The sequence below is a fragment of the Aureimonas fodinaquatilis genome (genome assembly GCF_008369445.1).
Taxonomy (GTDB): Bacteria; Pseudomonadota; Alphaproteobacteria; order Rhizobiales; family Rhizobiaceae; genus Aureimonas; species Aureimonas fodinaquatilis.
In genome coordinates this window covers 220,041-241,540 of sequence record NZ_VTWH01000004.1, presented here as the reverse complement: position 1 = coordinate 241,540, position 21,500 = coordinate 220,041, and the positions used below count along the sequence as shown (strand labels likewise).

The following is a 21,500-nucleotide window of genomic DNA, read 5'->3' as shown; positions in this document are numbered from 1 at the left end:
AACTCACGATTCAGGCAGGAAGTCGTTGGTGTAGAATTGTTCGACCGGCAGGCTGCGTGGCATGCCACCATACTCGGTCAGAATATGCTGGGTGTCTTCCCAGTCCTTCGCTTCCATCCAGCCAAACGGCTTGTCCTGCGTATTTTCAGTTTTGTAGGAATCTGCCGTCAGCACCAACTGACGCAAAAGCACATCGCGGTTGCGGCGCTGTTCCGGCAACACCTCAATCAACGCATCCACGGCCACTTCCGGATCGGCAGTTGCCTGCTCGAAAGCCGCCGCTGTCACTTCCAGAAACGCCTTCAGGGCCTCAGGATTGGCATCTTTGAAGCTGTTGTTCACGATAATGCCGTTGTTCATCTGCCGCAGGCCAAAATCGGCAAAACGGAAATATTCAACTTCCGCGCCCTGACCTTCCAGCTGCGCAACCTGCACATTGTAGTTGCCTGGAATGGCGTCCGCACGCTTTTGCAGGAACATGGCGTTCTTGGCGCCAAATGCCGGGTTCAGCACGCTGACGGATGCCGGATCGACTTCCTGGCTGGCCAGAAGCGCCGGGAACACGAGGGCTGTGGATTCGGACGGGGCAAACGCCACCACTTTGCCTTCCAGGCCTTTTGGCTCGGTAATTGGCGCATCGGCATGAGAGATGATGCACATCACGTCGCTGATGACGCGCATGACAGCCGTAACAGGCATGCCCTGTTCAACACCGCGAGCCATGGTACCAAAATCAACAAAGCCGAGTTGATCCTGACCCTGTGCAATCAACTGGGCAACGGTTGCCGAGCCCTGGCCTTCGCCGATGGTGACATTCAAACCGGCATCGCTGTACATGCCCTTTTGCAGCGCCAGATAGAACGGAGCATGCGAGCCATAGATAGACCAGTCCAGACGGAAGTTGATATCTGTTTTATCCTGTGCCTGCACGGAAGCGGGCAGCAAGGTTGCGGCAAAAACGGTTGCGGCAACGGTAGTCAGAAAACGGCGCTTGTTCATCAGTCACAATCCTCTACGTCAGAGACGGGGTTTCTTTAAGACGTTGTGTGGCATGCCATGGGATGAGAAAACGCTCCGCAAACTCAACGGAGTAGTAGAGAACGATGCCGATGACCGTCAGGAAGATCAGCACGGAAAAGAGCAGGCTGGTGTCCAGATTGGCGTTGGCAGAAAGCAGCAGGTAGCCAAGGCCGACATTGGCGCCAACCCATTCGGCAATAACCGCGCCGACAACCGAAAACGCGACCGAGACCTTGATGCCGCCCAGAATGCTGGGCAGGGCCAGCGGCATGCGGAATTTCCAGAACAGTTGCAGGCGGGAAGCGCGCATGGATGCGGCCAGTTCAAGCATTTCCCGCTCCATTGAGCGCAAGCCGACAACGGAGGAAATAACAATCGGGAAGAATGCGACCAGAAAGGTCACAAGCACTTTTGGCCAAAGGCCAAGACCGAACCAAACCACGATGAGCGGTGCCAGGGCCACCTTGGGAAAGGTTTGGGAAAGCACCAGCCAGGGCATGATGGCCCGGTCCAGCAAGTTGGATGAAACAATGGCCAGTGCCAAAGGAATGCCAATCACCACACTGAGCAGAAAGCCACACAGAGTGATGTAGGTGGTGGACCAGGCATTGCGCATCAGGAAGGGGAAATCTTCATAGATGCGCTCAACCACCGCTGTCGGAGTTGGCAACAGATATGGCGGAATATCCGTATATGTCGCCAGAACGTGCCAACCCAATATGAACAGGACGAAGGTTGCGAATGGGTAGAGAAAGCCCTTCATGCCGCGGACGCCGCTGAGAACTTGTCCGGCGTCAGCAAGGTGCGCGGGTAATCGGCAAAGGTTTTGGCGCCCTCGCTGGTCACGACAAAGGACTCACTGACCACCAGGCCGTATTTTTCAAACCAGAGGGCCGGAATGCAGTGGAAGGTCATGTTTTCTTCCATCACCGTCTTATCACCCGCGCGCAGGCTGCAGGTCAGCTCGCCCCATGTCGGCGGATAACCAATTCCGACAGGGTATCCAATGCGAGAATCTTTTTCGATGCCGTGGCGGGAAATGACCTTTTTCCATTCCGCTGCCAGCTCTTCGCACAGGACGCCCGGTTTGACGATGTCCAGCACAGCTTCAAGCCCTTCGCGAATGACCGCCGTGGTCTTGACCAGCTCTGCCGGCGGCTTGCCCACATAAATGCAGCGTGAAAGCGGCGAGTGGTATCGATGGCGAATGCCGCCAAGCTCGATGTAGAAAATTTCGTCTTCGCGAAGTGGTTCGTCTGTCCAGCTCAAATGCGGCGCGCTGCACAATTCACCCACCATGGCGTTTGGTGGCTTGCAGGGGAATGTGCCGCCAAATTCTTCAGTTCCGGCAGTGGTTACGCGGTAAACTTCGCCCATCACGTCGCTTTGACGCACGCCAATATCGGCTTTCTGCCGAGCAGCCTCCATGGCCGCCCCGGCGATTTTGCCGGCCTGCATCATGAATTCAATCTCGCGGGCGGATTTGGTCATGCGCACCCGGTTGACCAGCAGAAACGCATCGGAGAAGCCTGCACCCGGCAAACCTTCCGTCAAAATCTGATGCCAGCGGGCTGTGTAGTAATAGTCGTCCATTTCCACGCCAATGCTGGCCTTGTCGAGCTTGTGCTCCTGCAAAAGCTCAACCAGCGCCGTCATCGGGTGCAGGTCGGCAGAGCCGACATAAATATCTGCATAGGGGATGACGCTTTCCGGCGACAGGAAGGCAGTGAACTTGGCACCAACGGCATCCATCTTGCGCCCGAACCAGATCGGCTCTTCGCGATCAAGCGTCACAATGACCATTTGTGGTGTGTAAAATGACCAGCCGTCATAGCCCGTCAGGTAAAACTGATTGGCAGGGCTTGAAATCAGAAGTACGTCCAGGCCACGCCGACGCATTTCGGCTTTGGTTCTGGCGATGCGGTGCAGAAACTCTGCGCGTTCAAAAAGGGCCATATGCGGCAATCCTAACCCATGCACAAAAGATAAGCTATTTTTCGACTTGATCATGGCGGCAGCAACATCTTATGTCTAATGAGAAATTTTCTGCAAACTCATATCTTTTTGGTTATGCGCTATCCCAATCTTCGACACCTTCAAATCTTTCGAACGTTGATTCAGACACTCAGCGTGACTGAAACGGCCAATCTTCTTCATGTCAGCCAGCCTGCGGTCAGCAAGGCAATGGCTCAACTTCAGGAGGAGGTCGGGTTTCAACTCTTCGTTCGCTTAAACGGCAGGCTTAAGCCCAGCCCTGATGCGCTGCGCCTTCTGGTTGAGGCGGAGCGCGTGCTGAACCAGGTCACCATGTTTCGCGATGAGGTGGCGGCCCTGCAGGAAGCAAGGCATGGCCGCTTGTCTGTCGCGGCCATTCCCGCCTTGTCGATAGGTCTGGTGGCGGACGGCATTGGCCGCTTCATGCAGGCCCGACCGAAAGTTCATGTCGAATTGCACATCGACATGTCGTACCGGATTATTGAAGAAGTGGCGCAGAACCGGGTTGAGCTGGGCTATGTCCATACAGAGCCGCAGAACTCCAATGTTGCTTTCAACTTTCTCGGCGAATCGACCATGGTGTGCCAGATGCACCGCGACCACCGGCTTGCACAGAAAAAGGTCATCACTCCGCAGGATCTTCGAGACGAGCCTCTGGTTTTCCTGGATCCGGCATCGCCGCCCAGTTACCTGATACGCGAAAGCTTTGCTGAGGCAGGAATTCAGCCGATGGTTATTTCCGAGGTCAACGCATCTCATCTGGCTGTGGATATCGTGCGTCATGTCGGTGTGGCATTTGTGGATGTGATGTCGGCCCGCGATAATGAAACGGTATGCAGACCGTACAGACCGCGCATTCCCTTGCGGATTTACGCGATTTATTCTGCGCATGGCCCGGTTTCCAGCATTTCTGCCGCTTGCCAGGAGTTTGTGCGGGAAGGTTATGAGAAAAAGCGGCCCTATTTGTCGGAAATGGCCACAAAGCAGGATAGCTGACGGAGGATGGCATGGCGAATGGCAAGGAAGAGAACGAACCGGTTGAACTGGCTTCTTCGCCGTGCATGCTGCATGAGGTGGACCCGCTCTACAGCGGTTTGGGAAAGAGCGCGCCAATGCCTGAAATGAGAATGGAACTATCCGGCACAATGCAGGCGGCGTTTGAAAGAATTCTCGAGGAAGATGGTGTTGTGCCGGATGCGACATTGCTGCCGCCCGCAGAAGGGCGCGCCGCAACCGAACTTGCCAACCGCCGCTGGAACCGGGTTCTGCCAGCCATGGCGGCAGAGGAGATTTGCACCAAGCCGGCGGATGCAAGCCTGAACTCACCGCAAATTCCGGTACAGGTTCTGGTGCCGGCCAGTGCCCGGCCGGGGGTGGTGGTGTTTGTGCATGGCGGAGGCTTTGCTTTTTGCAGTCCCGCTACTCATGCGCGGTTTGCGCGAATGCTGGCCGTAGAGTCTGGCCTGACGGTGATAGTGCCGGAATACAGGCTGGCGCCGGAGCACCCGTTTCCTGCCGGGTTAATGGATACGATTTCCACTTTTCGTCACGCGCATGCGTTGGCTTCCCGAGTGTCCGGCATGTCGGAAGGCCCGGTTTTTCTGGCGGGAGATTCGGCCGGGGCCAACCTGGCGCTTGCCACCATGCTGCATGAACAGCAGCAGCAGCGAGTGGCTGGAGATGGCGGCGTCTTGTTCTATGGGGTCTACGACGCTGATTTTGCGACGGAGTCCTATCAGTTTTTTGCAAATGGGCCGGGGCTGACACTGGGCAAGATGCAACGTTTCTGGGACTGGTATCTGGCAGATGCAGCGGCGCGTCGCCAGGCTTTGGCAAGCCCATTGCATGCGGATGACGAGGCGTTGTTGCGGTTGCCGCCTCTGCATCTGGCGGCGGCGGGGGTTGATCCTCTGCTGTCGGACAGTATCAACCTGGCGCACCGGCTGGCTGGTCTGGGCCGTAGTGAGAAGCTGGAGATTGTACCCGGGGTTACGCATTCGTTCTTGCAGATGAGCGAAGACTTGCCGGAGGCGCGAGCGGCACTGAAGCAAGCTGGAAGCTTTCTTCGATCCAGAAGCTGAGGGGCCGGCCTGGTGGATACAATTGGAAACAAAATGAAAGGCCTAGCCTGCGTCAGGTTGTGCTAGAGCAATTCCAGCAAAAGTGCGCAGCGGTTCTTCTGACCGCGTAAAACTGAAAATGCAGGTTGAGGCGGCGCATGTTACAGCGGGTGGCTCCGGGCGTGGAACCGGTGGCGCAATTTTCAAGACGTGCGGGACGGCGGAGCAGGGGCCGGCGATGGCCATGGCTGGCGTTGGTGCTGGTGCTTGCGATCAGTGGGCTTATCGGCTGGCGCTATCTATCCGCGGCAGCTCCGGCTGTACCATCTTATGAGTTTGCAACGGTCATCAGGGGAACTCTCGATGACAATGTTCCTGCTGTGGGAACTTTAAAAGCTGTACGCTCCGTTGATGTCGGCGCGCAGATTTCCGGTCAGCTCAAGACGGTGCATGTTGCTGTGGGAGATGGTGTAACCGAAGGGCAGTTGCTGGCAGAGATGGACCCGGCAATTTACGAATACACTGTCGAGGCAACGCTGGCCCAAATCGCCAATCTGGAAGCTCAGGACGTCAACGCTCAGGCGCAGCGGGTTCTGGCCCGTCAAACGTTGAACCGGCAGGAAAATCTGCGCCGCGCAAATACGTCTGCCGCAAGTGAACTGGACGCAGCGGTGGCAGCGCTGGCCACGGCAGAGAGCAATGTTGATGGCCTGGCTGCGCAGATAAGGGAACGTCGATCTGACCTGAAAAGGGCAGAAGCCAATCTGGGCTATACCAAAATCTATGCACCACTGAACGGCACGGTTGTTTCGCAGACATCCGAACAGGGGCAGACGCTGGCGGCAACACAAACTGCGCCAGTTATTGTAACGGTGGCGGACCTGTCGACCATGACGGTAGAGGCAAAGGTCTCCGAGGCCGATATCGGCAGGCTGACGCCGGGAATGAAGGTGTGGTTCACCACGCTGGGTGACACCCGGCAAAGGTGGGAAGCGACGTTGCGCATGATCGAACCCACACCTGAAACCGAGAACAACGTTATTCTGTACAAGGCGCTCTTCGACGTACCCAACCCCGATGGCAGGCTGCGAATGACGATGACCGCGCAAGTGTTTTTTGTCGTGGACGAAGCGCATGATGCTTTGCAGGTGCCTGCTTCTGCCATCCGAACTTCTGATAATGGTCCGTCGGTTCTTGTGCGGCAGGGAAATGGCGTCATCGAGCGACCAGTGGAAACGGGTTTGCAGACGCGCACGCGGGTTCAGGTTCTTTCCGGGCTGGAAGAGGGGGAAGAGGTTGTCTCGAACGTGGTAACTGCGAACCGCAGCGACGCTTCCACAAGGGTGCGGCCTTTTGGTTCGCCGCGCCACTGACGGAAATGATCTGATGCTGGATATGCCGCACAACGACAGATCGGACAGTGTTCAGGTGGCGGCACTTTCGCCGCATCCGGTGTCGCTGCAGTTGGAGAATATTGGCAAGACTTATGGTGAAGGTGAGGGCGCAGTGACCGTTTTGCGCGGCATTTCACTCAGCATCTCCGCCGGTGAGTTTGTTGCCATTATGGGGCAATCGGGCAGCGGCAAATCCACCCTTATGAACATACTTGGTTGTCTGGATCAGGCAGATGAGGGGCAATATCTTGTCGGCGGTCAGAATGTCGCCAATCTGAATGCTGATGAGCTTGCGCATCTGCGTCGGGATACGTTCGGTTTTGTATTCCAGAGCTACCACCTGATTGCCGGGGCGAGCGCGGCAGAAAATGTCGAGCTTCCCGGAATCTACGCCGGACTGCCGCCGCGAGAGCGTGCTGATCGCGCTGACCACCTGTTGACCTTGCTCGGGTTGGCGGATCGGCTGGACCACAGGCCCAACCAATTGTCCGGGGGCCAGCAGCAAAGAGTATCAATAGCTCGCGCTTTGATGAATGGCGGCTCGATTGTGCTGGCGGATGAGCCGACAGGCGCATTGGACAGTGCATCCGGTAAAGAGGTCATGGCGCTTTTGAAGCGTCTGCACGCGCTTGGCCACACGATTGTCATCATAACCCATGATCCGGAGGTGGCCCGTGAGGCGGACCGGCTGATCGAGCTGCGTGATGGTCAGGTGGTTTCAGACAGCGGAGGGGCGAAGCCCAATGATGCCCAAACCTCGCCAGAACTGACGAGCCCCGAACGAGCTGGGCACCGTTCCGGTGGCAATTTCGCCGAAGCGGCGCGCATGGCTTTGCGGTCACTTGCGGCCAATCCATTGCGAACAGCGCTGACTTTGCTTGGCATGGTTATCGGGGTTGCGGCTGTTATCGTCATGCTGGCGGTGGGCGATGGCTCCCGGCAGGATGTGGTTCAGCGGATAAGCGCAATGGGTTCAGACCAGTTGTTGATCCGGCCCGGTGCACCCGGCCAGAGAACACCGGACGGCGTGATCGCAACATTGGTGCCTGCCGACGCTCTGGCAATTGCCCAATTGCCGAATGTGAAGGCGGTGGTGCCGGAAATGCAGGGCAGCGTTACCCTGCGCGCCGGCGAGGTGGACTACCAGTCCACCGCCAATGGCACCTGGCCGGATTTTGCGCAGGCACGCAGTTGGCCGGTGCTGTCCGGCACGTTCCTTCAACAGGCAGACGAGGATAGCTATGCCCCGGTGGCGGTTCTGGGCAGGACCGTTGCCGAGGTTCTGTTTCCCGACGGTAGGGATCCTGTCGGCCAGTATGTGCTGGTCAATTCCAATCCGTTTCTTGTGGTTGGGACGATGAGCGAAAAAGGTGCCTCGCCCATGGGCAGCGATCAGGATGATGTGGTGTTCGTTCCCCTGTCCACGGGCAGCTTGCGACTTTTCGGCCAGCGCCACCTTCGCTCGCTGGCAGTGGTTGTAGAGGATGTCGCGCGCATTGATGAAACCCAGGCGCATGTGCAGCAATTGCTGGATGAAAGGCACCGCCGCCAGGACACCACGATCCGCAATATGGCGTCCCTGTTGAGCGCGGTGAGTGAGACCGCTGCCACCATGACCATATTGCTTGGCTCTGTGGCGGCAATCTCTCTGCTGGTGGGCGGCATTGGCATTATGAACATCATGCTGGTCAATGTGACCGAGCGCACGCGTGAAATTGGCATTCGCATGGCCACAGGGGCAAGCCGCGGTGACATTCTGCGTCAGTTCAACACCGAGGCCGTGGTTGTTTCTGCCATTGGCGGCGGCTTGGGTTGCGCGCTGGGGCTGGGCGTTGCAAGGCTCATGCAGGAATTTGGAATTTCCATTGCTTTCAGCCTTGCACCGGTGCTAATTGCGTTTTCAGCCGCATTCTTCTGCGGTTTGATTTTCGGGTATCTGCCTGCGCGCAAGGCGGCAGCGCTTGATCCGGCTGTGGCACTGACCAGTTAACCGGTGGGCTGATTCCACAGTTCGGTATAGACCGCATCAATCTGGGCGGCTTCCCGCTGCAGGGGAAATGTTGCCTGTGCATGGGAATAAGCGGCCCCGGATGCCGCGGTCAAACGCTGCCTGTCGCCCATCCAGTCTGCAATTGCGCGTGTCAAGGCAACCGGATCATCGGCAGGCACCAGCTGTCCCGTCTGATCTGTCACCACATCGGCGAACACACCAACATCTGCCGCGACAACCGGCACGCCGCTGGCCATAGCCTCCAGCGGGGTTAGGCCGAAGCCCTCCCATCTTTGAGGAGCAACAAACAAGTCCAACGCCTGATAATAGGGGGCAGGATGTTCAACCTCGCCTTTGAAAAGGATGCGATCAGCCAGCCCGGCGGCTTTAACCTTTTCTTTCAGAACAGCATCGAACTGCGCGTGTTCGGCCGTTGCCCTGCCGGTGATCACCGCCTGCCATTCAGGATTTTGCGGCAGCAGCGCAATCATGGCGTCAACAAACAGGTCGGTGCCCTTTTGATGCCGGATGCGGCCAAAACAGCCTATTGTTCGACGCTCGGGCAGGCCAAGGGAAGCCCGGGCCTCTGATGCGCTGCCTGCCGGGCGAAAGCGCTGCAGATCGATGCCGTGCATGATCACCTGATTTGGCACTTCCAGATAGGCTGCGCTGCGCTGGCTGGTGGCAATAACCTTGTCCATGCGGGAAATGAGAAAGCGAGTGTATGCGGTGTGCCGCCGCTGCGCTGCAGAGGTGAACACCAGCTTAAGCGGCATTCGCAGCACGTCCCGCATGAAAATTCCCGGTAGCATTTCCACATTGCGCCGTGCATGCCAGATACGAACCGGCTTTGCCCGGGGACGAAACCAAAGCGCCGGTAGCTGCCGGACCTTCAACTTGGGAAGGTGGCCCGGCAGCCCGGGGCCAAATGCGACGATGGGCAGGCTTTGCGCCTGCAAAGGCACCAGTTGCACAATCGTGGATGTGACACCGGAAAGCCGCTTCTTGAAATTGGGCGCAACAACAAGAATTTCGGAAGTTTTCATGAGATTTTGCTGCCCCGAAGCGTTTTCGCCTTCAAAGCGCTCCGGCTGACCTTTTGGTCATCTGAAACGCTCTGACTCTTTGTCTCGCCGCAGTGTCCTGCCGTTGAAACAGTAGCGTTTCAACGGAAAATGCCTGAACGCAGCGAAAACGCCCCCTTGTTTTACCTTCGCCGGACTCAGGCCCAGCGAATTTCCAGCACTTCGTAAGAGCGTGAACCACCCGGTGCCAGAACTTCCACCGTGTCGCCCTCTGTCTTGCCAATCAAGGCGCGGGCAATTGGCGATGAGATGGAAATACGGCCCATCTTCACGTCTGCTTCCTGATCGCCAACAATCTGATAGGTTTTTTCTTCGTCCGTATCCTCATCCACCAGCTTGACCGTTGCGCCAAATTTGACCCGGTCGCCCGATAGTTTCGATACGTCAATCACCTCGGCGCGTGCCGTCAGATCTTCCAGCTCGGCGACCCGGCCTTCATTCAGGCTCTGCGCTTCCTTGGCTGAGTGATATTCAGCATTTTCAGAAAGGTCGCCATGGGCGCGTGCTTCTGAAATGGCCTGAATAATCCGCGGCCGCTCTTCCTGTTGACGGCGACGAAGCTCTTCCTTGAGCGCCTCGAAGCCGGCAGTGGTCATTGGAACCTTTTCCATGCCCTTACCCTTGCCCGCAGCAACCGGGGCACAAAGCCGCCGGACCTGCGAAACGAATTATAAGAAAGACCGGCGTCGGAGAAGACGCCAGCCTCAAGAGAATCACTTCTGCAATGCAGATCAAACACCCCGGCGGGGTGAAGTTCAAGCTTTGGGAAAATAGGACTGCAATGGCCGAACTTCAAGGCTTCCAGCCTTTAATGCGGCAATTGCCTCTGCTGCGGCCCGCATTCCGGCCAGCGTGGTGAAGTAAGGCACCTTGTGCATCAATGCCGCGCGGCGCAATGACCGCGAGTCGGATACTGCTTTCACGCCCTCGGTCGTATTGAAGACCAACTGCACCTGCCGGTTGCGGATGGCGTCTTCTATATGCGGGCGCCCTTCCAGAACCTTGTTGACCTTTTCTGCGGTGATGCCGTGTTCTGCCAAAAATTTCTGCGTGCCTTCCGTCGCGGAAATCCGGAAGCCCTGCTCAACCATACCGCGAATAGGGCCGAGCATTCCCTGCTTGTCGGCATCGCGCACTGAAACAAACACCGTACCATCGCGCGGCAGTTCGACACCGGCACCCGACTGTGCCTTGGCGAAGGCCAGTGCATAATCAAAGTCCAGCCCCATAACCTCGCCAGTGGAGCGCATTTCCGGTCCAAGCAGCGTGTCCACTCCCGGGAAGCGGGCAAACGGGAAAACCGCTTCCTTGACCGCAATGTGCTTGAGATTTTTCACATCCGGCTTTCCGCCATAGGCCGCGAAGGCTGCCTCCAGTGTTTCGCCCGCCATGATGCGCGCTGCAACCTTGGCCACCGGGGTGCCGATGGTCTTGGCCACAAATGGCACCGTGCGCGAGGCACGTGGATTGACCTCCAGCACATAAATCTCGTCGCCCTTGATAGCGAACTGCACATTCATCAGGCCGCCAACCTTGAGAGCAATTGCCATGTCGCGTGTCTGGCGCTCCAGCTCCTGCGTAATAGTGGGGCTCAACGAATGCACCGGCAAGGAACAGGCAGAGTCGCCAGAGTGGATGCCCGCCTCTTCAATATGTTCCATGATCCCGGCGACAAAGGTGTCTTTGCCGTCAGAAAGGCAGTCGACGTCCACCTCAATGGCATCGGAAAGATAGCTGTCGATCAGCACCGGCGATTTGCCGGACACAACGACCGCTTCCTTCATGTAGCGTTCAAACTGACTGTCACCGCGGACAATTTCCATTGCCCGACCGCCCAGCACGTAGGATGGGCGAATGACCACGGGATAGCCAATGCGCTCGACAATGGCGCGCGCTTCTTCAACCGAGCGTGCAATGCCGTTGTTGGGCTGCCGCAGTTCCAGTTCGTGCAGCAGCTTCTGGAAACGGTCGCGGTCCTCGGCAAGATCAATGGCATCTGGCGAGGTGCCGAGAATGGGAATTCCTGCTTCCTCCAGCGCATTGGCCAGCTTGAGAGGCGTCTGACCGCCAAACTGCACGATAACGCCCAGCAATTCGCCCGAAGCCTGCTCTGCCCGCAGAATCTCCAACACATCTTCCGCCGTCAGAGGCTCAAAATACAACCGGTCCGATGTGTCGTAGTCCGTCGACACCGTTTCCGGATTGCAGTTGATCATGATGGCTTCAAGCCCGGCGTCCTTGAGCGCAAAAGCCGCGTGGCAGCAGCAATAGTCAAACTCGATGCCCTGACCAATCCGGTTCGGGCCACCGCCCAGAATCACCACCTTGCGGCGGCTGGAAACTTCAGCTTCCGAACGCACCGCGCCGGCAAAGGGCCGCTCATAGGTGGAGTACATGTATGGCGTTGGCGAGGCGAATTCGGCAGCGCAAGTGTCAATGCGCTTGAACACCGGATGGACATCGAGCTCATTGCGCAGCTTTGAAACCGTTGCCTCGTCAACGCGTGCCAGCGTTGCCAGCCGTGCGTCGGAAAAGCCCATGCTTTTCAGATCGCGCAGATTTTCTGCATCCTGTGGCAGGCCATGCGTGCGCACCTTGGATTCCATATCCACAATTTCCTGGAACCGGTCCAGGAACCACGGATCGATTTTGCAGGACTGATAGACCTGTTCTTTCGTCATGCCCATGCGCAATGCCTGAGCCACCATCAGCAGCCGGTCGGGCGTCGGCCGCCCAAGCGCTTCCAGCACGGCATTCTTGTCTTCGCCTTCGCCAAGGCCCGGAATGGCAATCTCGTCCAGCCCGTCCAGCCCGGTTTCAAGGCCGCGCAGCGCCTTTTGCAGCGATTCTGCAAATGTGCGGCCAATTGCCATAACTTCACCCACCGACTTCATGGCCGTGGTGAGCGTTGGTTCAGCACCGGGGAATTTTTCAAATGCAAAGCGCGGAATTTTGGTGACGACATAGTCGATCGACGGTTCAAAGCTGGCTGGTGTTGCGCCGCCGGTGATGTCGTTCTGCAATTCATCCAGCGTGTAACCCACCGCCAGCTTGGCGGCGATTTTGGCAATCGGGAAGCCGGTTGCTTTGGAGGCAAGGGCCGAAGACCGCGACACGCGCGGGTTCATTTCGATAACAACCAGACGGCCATCGGCCGGGTTGACGGCGAACTGAACGTTGGAGCCACCGGTTTCAACACCGATTTCCCGCAGCACCGCAATCGAGGCATTGCGCATGACCTGATATTCCTTGTCGGTCAGCGTCAATGCAGGCGCTACGGTGATTGAGTCGCCGGTGTGCACACCCATCGGGTCAATATTTTCAATGGAACAGACAATGATGCAATTGTCGGCCCGGTCGCGAACGACCTCCATTTCATATTCTTTCCAGCCGAGCACTGATTCCTCGATCAGCACTTCAGTGGTGGGCGAGGCATCCAGCCCGCCCTCGACAATTTCAAAAAACTCCGAGCGGTTGTAGGCGATGCCGCCGCCGGTGCCGCCCATGGTGAAAGACGGGCGGATAATGGCCGGCAGGCCCACATGCTCCAGCCCTTCTGCCGCAGCGCCCAGCGCCCGCGCCATATAGCGTTGCTTGCGGTCGCTCTCGCCCAGGTTCCAGTCATTCTCAAGCTTGGTCAGGGCCGCTTCGCGCGCTGCGCCTGCCTCAATCGAGCGAATGATATCGCCACGCTTTTCTTCATGTTCCAAACGGTCGGCATGCTTGGCCTCAGTTGCATTGGCCAGAAATGAGCGCGGCGTTGCCAGGCCAATGCGGGCCATGGCCTCGCGGAAGAGCGCGCGGTCTTCCGCCATGTCAATCGCGGCTGCATCCGCACCGATCATCTCGACATTGTATTTTTCCAGAACGCCCATGCGCTTGAGCGACAAGGCTGTGTTCAGCGCAGTCTGCCCGCCCATGGTTGGCAGAATTGCATCGGGCCGTTCCTTGGCAATGATCTTGGCAACGATTTCCGGGGTGATCGGCTCAATATATGTGGCGTCGGCCAGATCCGGGTCGGTCATGATCGTGGCCGGGTTGGAGTTGACCAGAACGATCCGGTAGCCTTCTTCCCGCAAAGCCTTGCAGGCCTGCGTGCCGGAATAATCAAACTCACATGCCTGCCCGATAATAATCGGGCCGGCACCGATGATGAGGATGGTTTTCAAATCGGTGCGTTTGGGCATAGGACATCCGTCTTTTGTTCGTGCGTGATGAAACCCCGGGCGGAAGGCGACCGGGTTTCGGGAACATTATTTCAATGGCTAAGGCTGCCTTATAGGCGAGCGCCGCATGGGATGAAAGCGTAAATATCCGGCAGCGGCCCATGATTCAGAAGCAATTTTGCCTGAATGGGCCGCCGCGGCCATGTGGTATGCCTGTTCAGGCTGCCTTGCGGTGCGCGTCGATCAGGCCAAAGAACCGCGCAAACAAATAGTGCGAATCCTGTGGGCCGGGCGATGCTTCCGGGTGATGCTGCACTGAAAACACCGGAGCATCTTTCAACCGGATGCCGCAATTGCTGCCGTCAAACAGCGAAATGTGGGTTTCCTCGACATTTTCAGGCAGCGAATCACGATCCACAGCAAAGCCATGGTTCATGGAGACAATCTCGACCTTTCCGGTGGTGAAATCCTTGACCGGATGGTTGGCGCCATGGTGCCCCTGATGCATTTTCAGAGTTTTGCCGCCAAGCGCCAGCGCCAGAAGCTGATGGCCAAGGCAGATGCCGAACATGGGAATGCCCGTGGCAGACAAATCGCGGATTGTCGCGCTGGCGTAATCTGCCGTTGCCGCAGGATCGCCCGGGCCATTGGACAGGAAAATACCGTCAGGCTTGTGCGAGAGAACATCGGCTGCCGTTGCCGTGGCTGGCAGAATAACCACGCGCGCACCATGGCCGGACATCAGGCGCAGAATGTTGCGCTTGGCGCCGTAGTCGATGGCAACGATTGTGTAGGCCGGTTCGCCATTGTCGGCGTAGCCGGCGTTCCATTCCCAGGGACCCTGTGTCCAGACCTCGGCCTGTGCGGTCGCTGCGTCCTTCGCAAGGTCCAGCCCTACAAGCCCGCTCCATTCGGCGGCCTTTTGCTTCAACGCCTCAATGTCAAATTCGCCATTCGGATTGTGGGCAATCACCGCATTGGCCATGCCCTTGTCGCGGATCAGCGCGGTGAGGGCACGTGTGTCAATGCCTGTCATGGCCACAACGCCGCGCGCCTTCAGCCATTCATCCAGCCCACCGGTCGAGCGGTAGTTGGAAGGGGCGGAAATTTCGGCCCGGAAAATTGCGCCGACGGCGCCAACGGAGTTTTCCGGAACCAGATCTTCCAGATCCTCGGCATTGGAGCCAACATTGCCAATGTGGGGAAAGGTGAAAGTGACAATCTGGCGCGCATAGGACGGGTCTGTCAGGATTTCCTGATATCCTGTCAAAGCGGTGTTGAAACAAACCTCGCCCAGAGCCTCACCCGTAGCACCGGCACCCTGTCCTTCAACCACCGTTCCATCCGCCAGCACCAGAAGGGCTGTTGGTTTCCTGCGTATCCAGCCATCGCTCATCGCAAGCTTCCTTGATTTCGTGGCACAGCGCGCGGGCCGCGCACCATCATCCGGCGTCAGCCCCTATCGATCTTTGCCCATCGTTTCGGTTGAGCCATGCATATCGCGCGTAGCAGCCTTCTGCGCAACCCCTCTTGCAGTGCACAATGGGCAGTATTAATCATTATGGCAATGAGATGGCAGCAGACGTGCCTTTTATGCACCGCCTGCGGGCCGCAATATTGTACCGGAATTTCACTATGCGTGAACGCATTAACGCAGCGTTGCAGGAAGCCCAGAGTGGCGACAACCCGCAACGGTTGTGTTCTCTTAGACTGATTGTTGCCGCTATCAAGGATCGGGACATTTCCTTGCAGGCGCGCGGGCAGGCACGGATGGCTGACGACCACATCTGCAATCTGTTGCAGACATTGGCACAGCAACATGAGGCGCAGGCAGTGCAGTGTGAACTGCACGCAGATATGGCGGGTGCCGCTAGGGAGCGCCGCCAGCTTGATGTTGTGGCCGAGTTTTTGCCGCGAGCGCTGGATTCCGGCTCGGTTCTGGCCGCATGTCGTGCTGCCGTGGAAGAAACGGGGTCCAATGGCCTGCGGGATATTGGCCGCTGCATGTCGTTTCTGAAGCAGCGCTATGGCGCTGAACTGAATGTTACAGCAGCCGGGGCGGTGGTTAAAAATCTGCTGCAATAGGCGGGCAGGGCCTGTGGATTGCTGTGGAGAGCGGGCGGCACGGCAATGAAACCGCGCTCATGGCTGGCGCGAAGGGCTCTGAACGCCGATATAGGTGACATGAGATTTCCCCCGCATTTTCTTGAAGAGATTAAAAGCCGCATTCCGATTTCCGATGTTGTCGGACGTCGCGTGACGTGGGACCGCCGGAAAACCCAGGCTGGCCGGGGAGATTTCTGGGCCTGCTGCCCGTTTCACGGCGAAAAGACACCTTCCTTTCACTGCGAAGACAGCAAAGGTCGCTACCATTGCTTTGGCTGTGGCGTTTCCGGTGACCATTTCCGGTTTCTGACCGAGCTGGATGGCATGAGTTTTCCTGAGGCGGTGGAGCGGCTTGCCTCTGAAGCGGGTGTGCCAATGCCCGAACGCGACCTGCAGGCAGAAAAACGGGAAGAGGCGCGTGGTACGATTCTGGATGCGCTGGCGGCGGCGGGCCAGTTTTTTCGGCAGTCGCTGCAAGAGTCCGAAGGTGCAAAGGCCCGCGCTTATCTGCGCGATCGCGGACTCAGCAGTGCCGTGCAGGCCGAGTTTGGAATTGGCTATGCACCCGATTCCAGAGCACGGTTGAAGGAATTTCTTGTCGGGCGTGGCATAGGCAAAGCGGAAATCGAGGCTGCCGGGCTTGTGGTGCATGGGCCCGACATTCCAGTTTCCTACGACCGTTTCCGCGAACGGATCATGTTTCCGATCAGCGACACGCGAGAAAAGATCATTGCTTTTGGTGGCCGGGCTCTTTCACCCGGGGTGCCTGCCAAATACCTCAATTCGCCTGAAACCGACGTGTTTCACAAAGGCTCGACACTGTACAATATTGCCAGGGCCAGGCGCGCCGCGCGCGAGGCCGGCACGTTGGTTGTTGTTGAAGGCTATGTGGACGTTATCGCCCTGCATCAGGCCGGGATAGCCCATGCAGTGGCGCCGCTGGGAACTGCACTGACGGATCGCCAGCTTGATTTGCTGTGGCGCAGCGTTGCCGAGCCGGTGCTGTGCTTTGACGGTGATGCCGCCGGCATCAAGGCGGCACAGCGGGCTGCGGATGTTGCGCTGACCCTGTTGAAGCCCGGTCGTTCTTTGCGATTCGCACTTCTACCGGAGGGCAAAGACCCCGATGATCTGGTGCGTGAAGGTGGCGCTGGCGCCTTTGGAGAAATTTTGCAGAGCGCCCGCCCGCTGGCGGATATGATCTGGGCGCGGGAAACCGCGGGCGGCGTCTTTGACACGCCGGAGAGACGCGCCGAGCTGGAAACCCGAATCAAGGCACTGACCCGGCAGATCGCCGATGAAAGTGTGCGCCGACATTATCAGCAGGATATGCAGGAGCGACTGTCTGCCTTCTTCAAGCCGGGCATCAGCAGTGGCCAGAGGCATGAGCGAAGAGGTTCCAGGGGCGGGGGTGCGCGGTCGGGTGCTGCTACAAAACGCTCTGCGGTGTCCGACAGACTGATTCGCTCTGGCCTGACATCATCCGCCGGACGGGCTTCGCCCCCAACCATGCGTGAAATTGGCATTGTGGTTGGTTTCATCAACCATCCGCTGCTTCTGGGCGAGGCATTCGACTATTTTGCCGAGCTGGAACTGCCGGACGGCGACATATCAAAACTTCGCTCCACCGTTTTGGATGTGGCTGCGCATGATCCGTCTTTTGACAGGGCTGCCATCATGCAAGCCTTGGAAAAGCTTGGTCTTCTGCCGGTTTTCGACGCGTTTGAGGAAAAAGTGCGCCTCCACCGGGACTGGATGTTTCTGGCACATGCGGCGGTAGAGGATGCACGGGAAGCTTTGCGGCAGGCGCTTCACTTGCAGCATCGGCAACGCTTCCTACATAGGGAGTTGCGGAATGCGGAAGCCGCCTTCGCCGTTGAACAGACAGAGGCGGCCTATGTGCAGATTATCGAGATCAAGCGTGAGATAGACAATCTGGCAGGAACGGAGGCGCTGATCGACGGATTTGGGCTGCTTTCGGGCCGGCCAGCGCGAAGCTTTTGAGGTCGGCGGCTTATTTTTTCACGTAGAGCCTTGACTCCTAAGGCCGAAATGGAAAGACACGGATGCCAGAAGCGGCATCGCTAAATGAGTTTGGTATAATATACCGGTGTCGAGCGGCTCAGCCGGGCTATCGGCACGGAGAGATTGGGCGCGCAGTGCCGGTTTTCGGCCTCCGGCAGGATTCATTGAGAATTTACCCCTTTGCTTTATCGAGCACAGAGCGGTTTGCCGGGCACGACCGACGCGAATTGGAGAGATACGCGAATGGCGACTAGGGTCAAGGAAAGCGAAGCGGCCGTCGAGGAGCGTCCAGAGACGCCGGACAGTCCTCTGCTGGACCTGTCGGATGACGCCGTCAAAAAGATGATCAAGGCCGCTAAAAAACGCGGTTTTGTGACAATGGAGAAATTGAACTCCGTTCTCACTGCGGACGATGTCACATCCGAGCAGATCGAAGACACGATGGCCATGCTGAACGACATGGGTATCAACGTCGTTGAAGACGATGAAGCCGAAGACGGGGAAGAAAAGGACGAGGAAGCCACTGGCACTGATGTTGCCGAAGTGGGTTCCGGTGCCGTTGCAACAACCCCAAAGCGCGAGGCGGGCGACCGCACCGATGATCCTGTGCGCATGTACTTGCGCGAAATGGGCTCGGTGGAACTGCTTTCCCGCGAGGGCGAAATTGCGATTGCCAAGCGGATCGAAGCTGGCCGCGAAACCATGATCGCCGGGCTGTGCGAAAGCCCGCTGACCTTTCAGGCCATCATCATCTGGCGTGACGAACTGAACGACGGCAACATCATGCTGCGTGAAGTTGTTGACCTGGAAGCCACTTATGCCGGACCGGAAGCGCGCATGCCTGCGGCTCCGCCGGTGGAAGAGGGCAGCGAGCCGGAAAAGGCCCTCGACGCAGACATGCGTGAAGAGGACGACGACGAAGACGAGGACGACCTCGAGAACAATCTGTCGCTGGCCGCCATGGAAGCCGAAATCCGGCCCTTGGTCATGGCAACGTTCGATCTGGTTGCCGACAATTACAAGCGTTTGCGCAAGTTGCAGGACCAGCAGGTTGAAAACCGGCTGGCTGCACAGGGCACCTTGTCGCCTTCTCAGGAGCGCAGCTATCGCAAGCTGAAAGAAGACCTCATCACGTCGATGAAGTCGCTTTCCCTGAACCAGAATCGCATCGATGCGCTGGTTGCCCAGCTTTACGACATCAACAAGCGGCTTGTGGGTAATGAAGGCCGGTTGCTGCGCTTGGCGGAAAGCCACGGCGTCAAGCGCGAAGAATTTCTGAAAAGCTACCACGGCGCTGAGCTGGATCCCAATTGGACCCGGCACATCGGCAATCTTTCCGGCAAGGGCTGGGCAAAGTTTGCGCAGGGCGAAAAGGAAGCAATCAAGATCCTTCGGCAGGAAATCCAGAATCTGGCAACCGAAACGGGTCTGGAAATCACCGAATTCCGCCGCATTGTGCACATGGTGCAAAAGGGTGAGCGGGAAGCGCGTCAGGCCAAGAAGGAAATGGTGGAGGCCAACCTTCGACTGGTTATCTCCATCGCCAAGAAATACACCAATCGCGGCTTGCAGTTCCTGGACCTGATTCAGGAAGGCAATATCGGCCTGATGAAGGCGGTGGACAAGTTTGAATACCGCCGCGGGTACAAGTTCTCGACCTATGCAACATGGTGGATAAGGCAGGCGATCACCCGGTCGATTGCCGATCAGGCGCGCACGATTCGCATTCCGGTGCACATGATTGAGACGATCAACAAGATCGTGCGCACCAGCCGGCAGATGCTGCATGAAATCGGCCGCGAGCCGACGCCGGAAGAACTGGCCGAAAAGCTTGCCATGCCGCTGGAAAAAGTGCGCAAGGTGCTGAAAATCGCCAAGGAGCCGATCAGCCTTGAAACGCCGGTTGGCGACGAGGAAGATTCGCATCTGGGCGACTTCATTGAGGACAAGAACGCGATTCTGCCGATTGATGCTGCCATTCAGGCCAATCTGCGGGAAACGACAACGCGGGTTCTTGCATCTCTGACGCCACGTGAGGAGCGGGTTCTGCGCATGCGCTTTGGCATTGGCATGAACACCGACCACACGCTGGAAGAAGTTGGCCAGCAGTTTTCGGTAACGCGTGAACGCATTCGCCAGATCGAGGCGAAGGCCTTGCGCAAGCTCAAGCATCCGTCCCGCTCGCGCAAGCTGCGCAGTTTCCTGGACAGTTGATCCGCCTCAAAACAATCGCAAAAAAGCCGGGCCAAAAGCCCGGCTTTTTCAATGGGAAATCCTTCGCCCGAAAATCTTAAGCCTCTCGTCTCTTTTGTCTGGCGGCCTGAACGCAATCTGAATGCCGGCTTCCGGATCGGTTCAGTTGCCGAGGGCTAGGTTGTCTTTAACGAGCCGGACAATTCGGTTTGCAGAAGATTTCTGGAGGTATCTCATGTTTGGTAAATGGACCCGCACCGCCCTAATCGTTGCCACTTTGACCGCCGGTCTGGGCGGGTTCGCTGCAACGGGTGCGCAGGCACAGGAATTGCGCATCGGCATTCAAAACGGTCAGCCATCGGTTCAGATGATCGATCACCGCCAGGATCGCTGGCGGGGCAATGACCGTCACAACCGTTGGGAAGACCGCCGCGACCGTGGATGCGATGCACGGCAGGCAGTTCGCAAGGCCAGCCATATGGGTGTGCGCCGGGCGCAGATCGTGGATACCAATCGCCGCAGCCTGACGGTTGCAGGTCGTGATCGTGGCGGCCGCACCATGATCCGCTTTGCCAATGCGCGGGGCTGCCCGGTGATCGGCCAGCGCTAAGACAGGCTGCCGCCTGGAAGCAGACATAAAAATGCCGCCGGAGACATCCGGCGGCATTTTTTCATTTTCGAAGCTGGCTATTCGGTATCTGGCAACAATTCATAAACAACGCGTACGCTGGCAAACACGCTGTTCTCGCCGGCTTCAATGGATACGCTTTCATCGGTGGAAGCGGTCATCCGCATGGCAGCGCCCATCGGCATTGGCGGGCGAGGGCTTAGTCCGCCATCTTCCGACATGCTGATAATCTGGCCGAGTTTCACCCCGGCGGCTTCTGTCAGTGTTTCGGCTGTGGCTTGTGCCTTTGCCACGGCGTCGCGGCGTGCATCATTTTGCAAGGCGGCGGAATCCTCGAACTGGAAGGAAATGTCTCCACCTTGGTTCACGCCAAGCTTGATCGACTGGTCCAGGAGATCGCCAAGCTTTGAAATATCGCGCACGCGCACTGTCAGCGAATTGCGCACTTCATAGCCGACAATCTTGGGCGGATTGCCCGGACGTCCATCCTGCGGATTGTCAAACTGGTATTGCGGATTGATTGAGAAGCCGGCGGTTTGCAGATCGCGATCGGCAATTCCAAGTTCCCGAAGGGCAGCGCTGACGGCATTGGACGCGGTGTTGGCTTCTGCCAGGGCTTCAGCCGCAGTTTCGGCAGTTCTTAAAACTGTGAGCGATGTTACGGCAAGATTTGGCGCAGCGTTTGCCCGGCCTTCGCCCACAACTGTGAGGGTTCGTTGTGCGCGGTCTGCTTCCTGGGGGGATTGCGCCATTGCGGCTAGTGGAGTTGCGATGAAGAGGGCAGCGAGCGGCAAGGCCAGAGTTTTTAGATGCATAGTGACGTATCCCCGTAGGTTGC

16 protein-coding genes are annotated in these 21,500 nt (G+C 57.8%); 8 read left to right on the top strand and 8 right to left on the bottom strand.

Annotation, left to right across the window (positions count from 1 at the left end):
• Window positions 1-3 precede the first annotated feature (3 nt).
• Genes FPY71_RS15970 through FPY71_RS15960 form a run of 3 tightly spaced genes read right to left on the bottom strand, consistent with a single transcriptional unit; the run spans window position 4 to window position 2,976 of the window.
• Window positions 4-999 (bottom strand): ABC transporter substrate-binding protein, encoded by a 996-nt coding sequence (locus tag FPY71_RS15970; RefSeq protein ID WP_149301313.1) that lies wholly within the window; start codon window positions 997-999, stop codon window positions 4-6.
• Window positions 1,000-1,012: 13 nt separating this feature from the next.
• Entirely contained in the window at window positions 1,013-1,783 is a 771-nt protein-coding gene (locus tag FPY71_RS15965; protein WP_149301312.1) for an ABC transporter permease, read from the bottom strand.
• On the bottom strand, window positions 1,780-2,976 hold the full coding sequence (locus FPY71_RS15960; protein WP_149301311.1) for a M24 family metallopeptidase: 1,197 nt from the start codon (window positions 2,974-2,976) through the stop codon (window positions 1,780-1,782). The genes FPY71_RS15965 and FPY71_RS15960 overlap by 4 nt, the downstream gene beginning before the upstream one ends.
• 78 nt (window positions 2,977-3,054) lie before the next feature.
• Between FPY71_RS15960 and FPY71_RS15955 the strand changes: the two genes are divergently transcribed.
• The 4 genes from FPY71_RS15955 (at window position 3,055) to FPY71_RS15940 (ending at window position 8,459) form a co-directional block, all read left to right on the top strand.
• The gene (locus FPY71_RS15955) at window positions 3,055-4,011 is read left to right on the top strand and encodes a LysR family transcriptional regulator (protein WP_149301310.1); all 957 of its coding nucleotides are present in this window, start codon (window positions 3,055-3,057) and stop codon (window positions 4,009-4,011) included.
• An 11-nt stretch (window positions 4,012-4,022) separates the two neighbouring features.
• Window positions 4,023-5,096 carry an alpha/beta hydrolase gene (locus FPY71_RS15950; protein WP_246160617.1) on the top strand — a complete coding sequence of 358 codons (1,074 nt, stop codon included), beginning with the start codon at window positions 4,023-4,025 and terminating at the stop codon, window positions 5,094-5,096.
• Window positions 5,097-5,233: 137 nt separating this feature from the next.
• Window positions 5,234-6,448 (top strand): efflux RND transporter periplasmic adaptor subunit, encoded by a 1,215-nt coding sequence (locus tag FPY71_RS15945; RefSeq protein ID WP_149301309.1) that lies wholly within the window; start codon window positions 5,234-5,236, stop codon window positions 6,446-6,448.
• 13 nt (window positions 6,449-6,461) lie between these two features.
• Window positions 6,462-8,459 (top strand): MacB family efflux pump subunit, encoded by a 1,998-nt coding sequence (locus FPY71_RS15940; RefSeq protein WP_425457903.1) that lies wholly within the window; start codon window positions 6,462-6,464, stop codon window positions 8,457-8,459.
• On the opposite strand, the gene FPY71_RS15935 is transcribed toward FPY71_RS15940, so the two are convergent.
• The 4 genes from FPY71_RS15935 to carA form a co-directional block, all read right to left on the bottom strand.
• On the bottom strand, window positions 8,456-9,505 hold the full coding sequence (locus tag FPY71_RS15935) for a glycosyltransferase family 4 protein (RefSeq protein ID WP_149301308.1): 1,050 nt from the start codon (window positions 9,503-9,505) through the stop codon (window positions 8,456-8,458). The two genes, FPY71_RS15940 and FPY71_RS15935, sit on opposite strands and share 4 nt — an antisense overlap.
• Window positions 9,506-9,681: 176 nt before the next feature.
• The gene (gene greA, locus FPY71_RS15930; protein ID WP_149301307.1) at window positions 9,682-10,155 is read right to left on the bottom strand and encodes a transcription elongation factor GreA; all 474 of its coding nucleotides are present in this window, start codon (window positions 10,153-10,155) and stop codon (window positions 9,682-9,684) included.
• Window positions 10,156-10,299: 144 nt separating this feature from the next.
• Window positions 10,300-13,731 (bottom strand): carbamoyl-phosphate synthase large subunit, encoded by a 3,432-nt coding sequence (gene carB / locus FPY71_RS15925; RefSeq protein ID WP_149301306.1) that lies wholly within the window; start codon window positions 13,729-13,731, stop codon window positions 10,300-10,302.
• A gap of 196 nt (window positions 13,732-13,927) precedes the next feature.
• Complete coding sequence (carA, locus tag FPY71_RS15920; protein WP_149301305.1) at window positions 13,928-15,106, bottom strand: glutamine-hydrolyzing carbamoyl-phosphate synthase small subunit; 1,179 nt, start codon at window positions 15,104-15,106, stop codon at window positions 13,928-13,930.
• A gap of 239 nt (window positions 15,107-15,345) precedes the next feature.
• On the opposite strand from carA, the gene FPY71_RS15915 reads away from it, so the two are divergent.
• The 4 genes from FPY71_RS15915 (at window position 15,346) to FPY71_RS15900 (ending at window position 20,644) form a co-directional block, all read left to right on the top strand.
• Complete coding sequence (locus FPY71_RS15915; protein WP_188052382.1) at window positions 15,346-15,795, top strand: GatB/YqeY domain-containing protein; 450 nt, start codon at window positions 15,346-15,348, stop codon at window positions 15,793-15,795.
• Between the two features lie 99 nt (window positions 15,796-15,894).
• Window positions 15,895-17,820, top strand: coding sequence for a DNA primase (gene dnaG, locus FPY71_RS15910; protein ID WP_149301303.1), 1,926 nt, complete (start codon window positions 15,895-15,897; stop codon window positions 17,818-17,820).
• Window positions 17,821-18,084: 264 nt separating this feature from the next.
• Window positions 18,085-20,055, top strand: coding sequence for an RNA polymerase sigma factor RpoD (rpoD, locus tag FPY71_RS15905; RefSeq protein ID WP_149301302.1), 1,971 nt, complete (start codon window positions 18,085-18,087; stop codon window positions 20,053-20,055).
• Between the two features lie 214 nt (window positions 20,056-20,269).
• Window positions 20,270-20,644, top strand: a complete 375-nt coding sequence (locus tag FPY71_RS15900; protein ID WP_149301301.1) for a hypothetical protein — start codon at window positions 20,270-20,272, stop codon at window positions 20,642-20,644.
• Between the two features lie 77 nt (window positions 20,645-20,721).
• On the opposite strand, the gene FPY71_RS15895 is transcribed toward FPY71_RS15900, so the two are convergent.
• Window positions 20,722-21,477, bottom strand: coding sequence for an SIMPL domain-containing protein (locus tag FPY71_RS15895; RefSeq protein ID WP_149301300.1), 756 nt, complete (start codon window positions 21,475-21,477; stop codon window positions 20,722-20,724).
• Window positions 21,478-21,500: the final 23 nt, after the last annotated feature.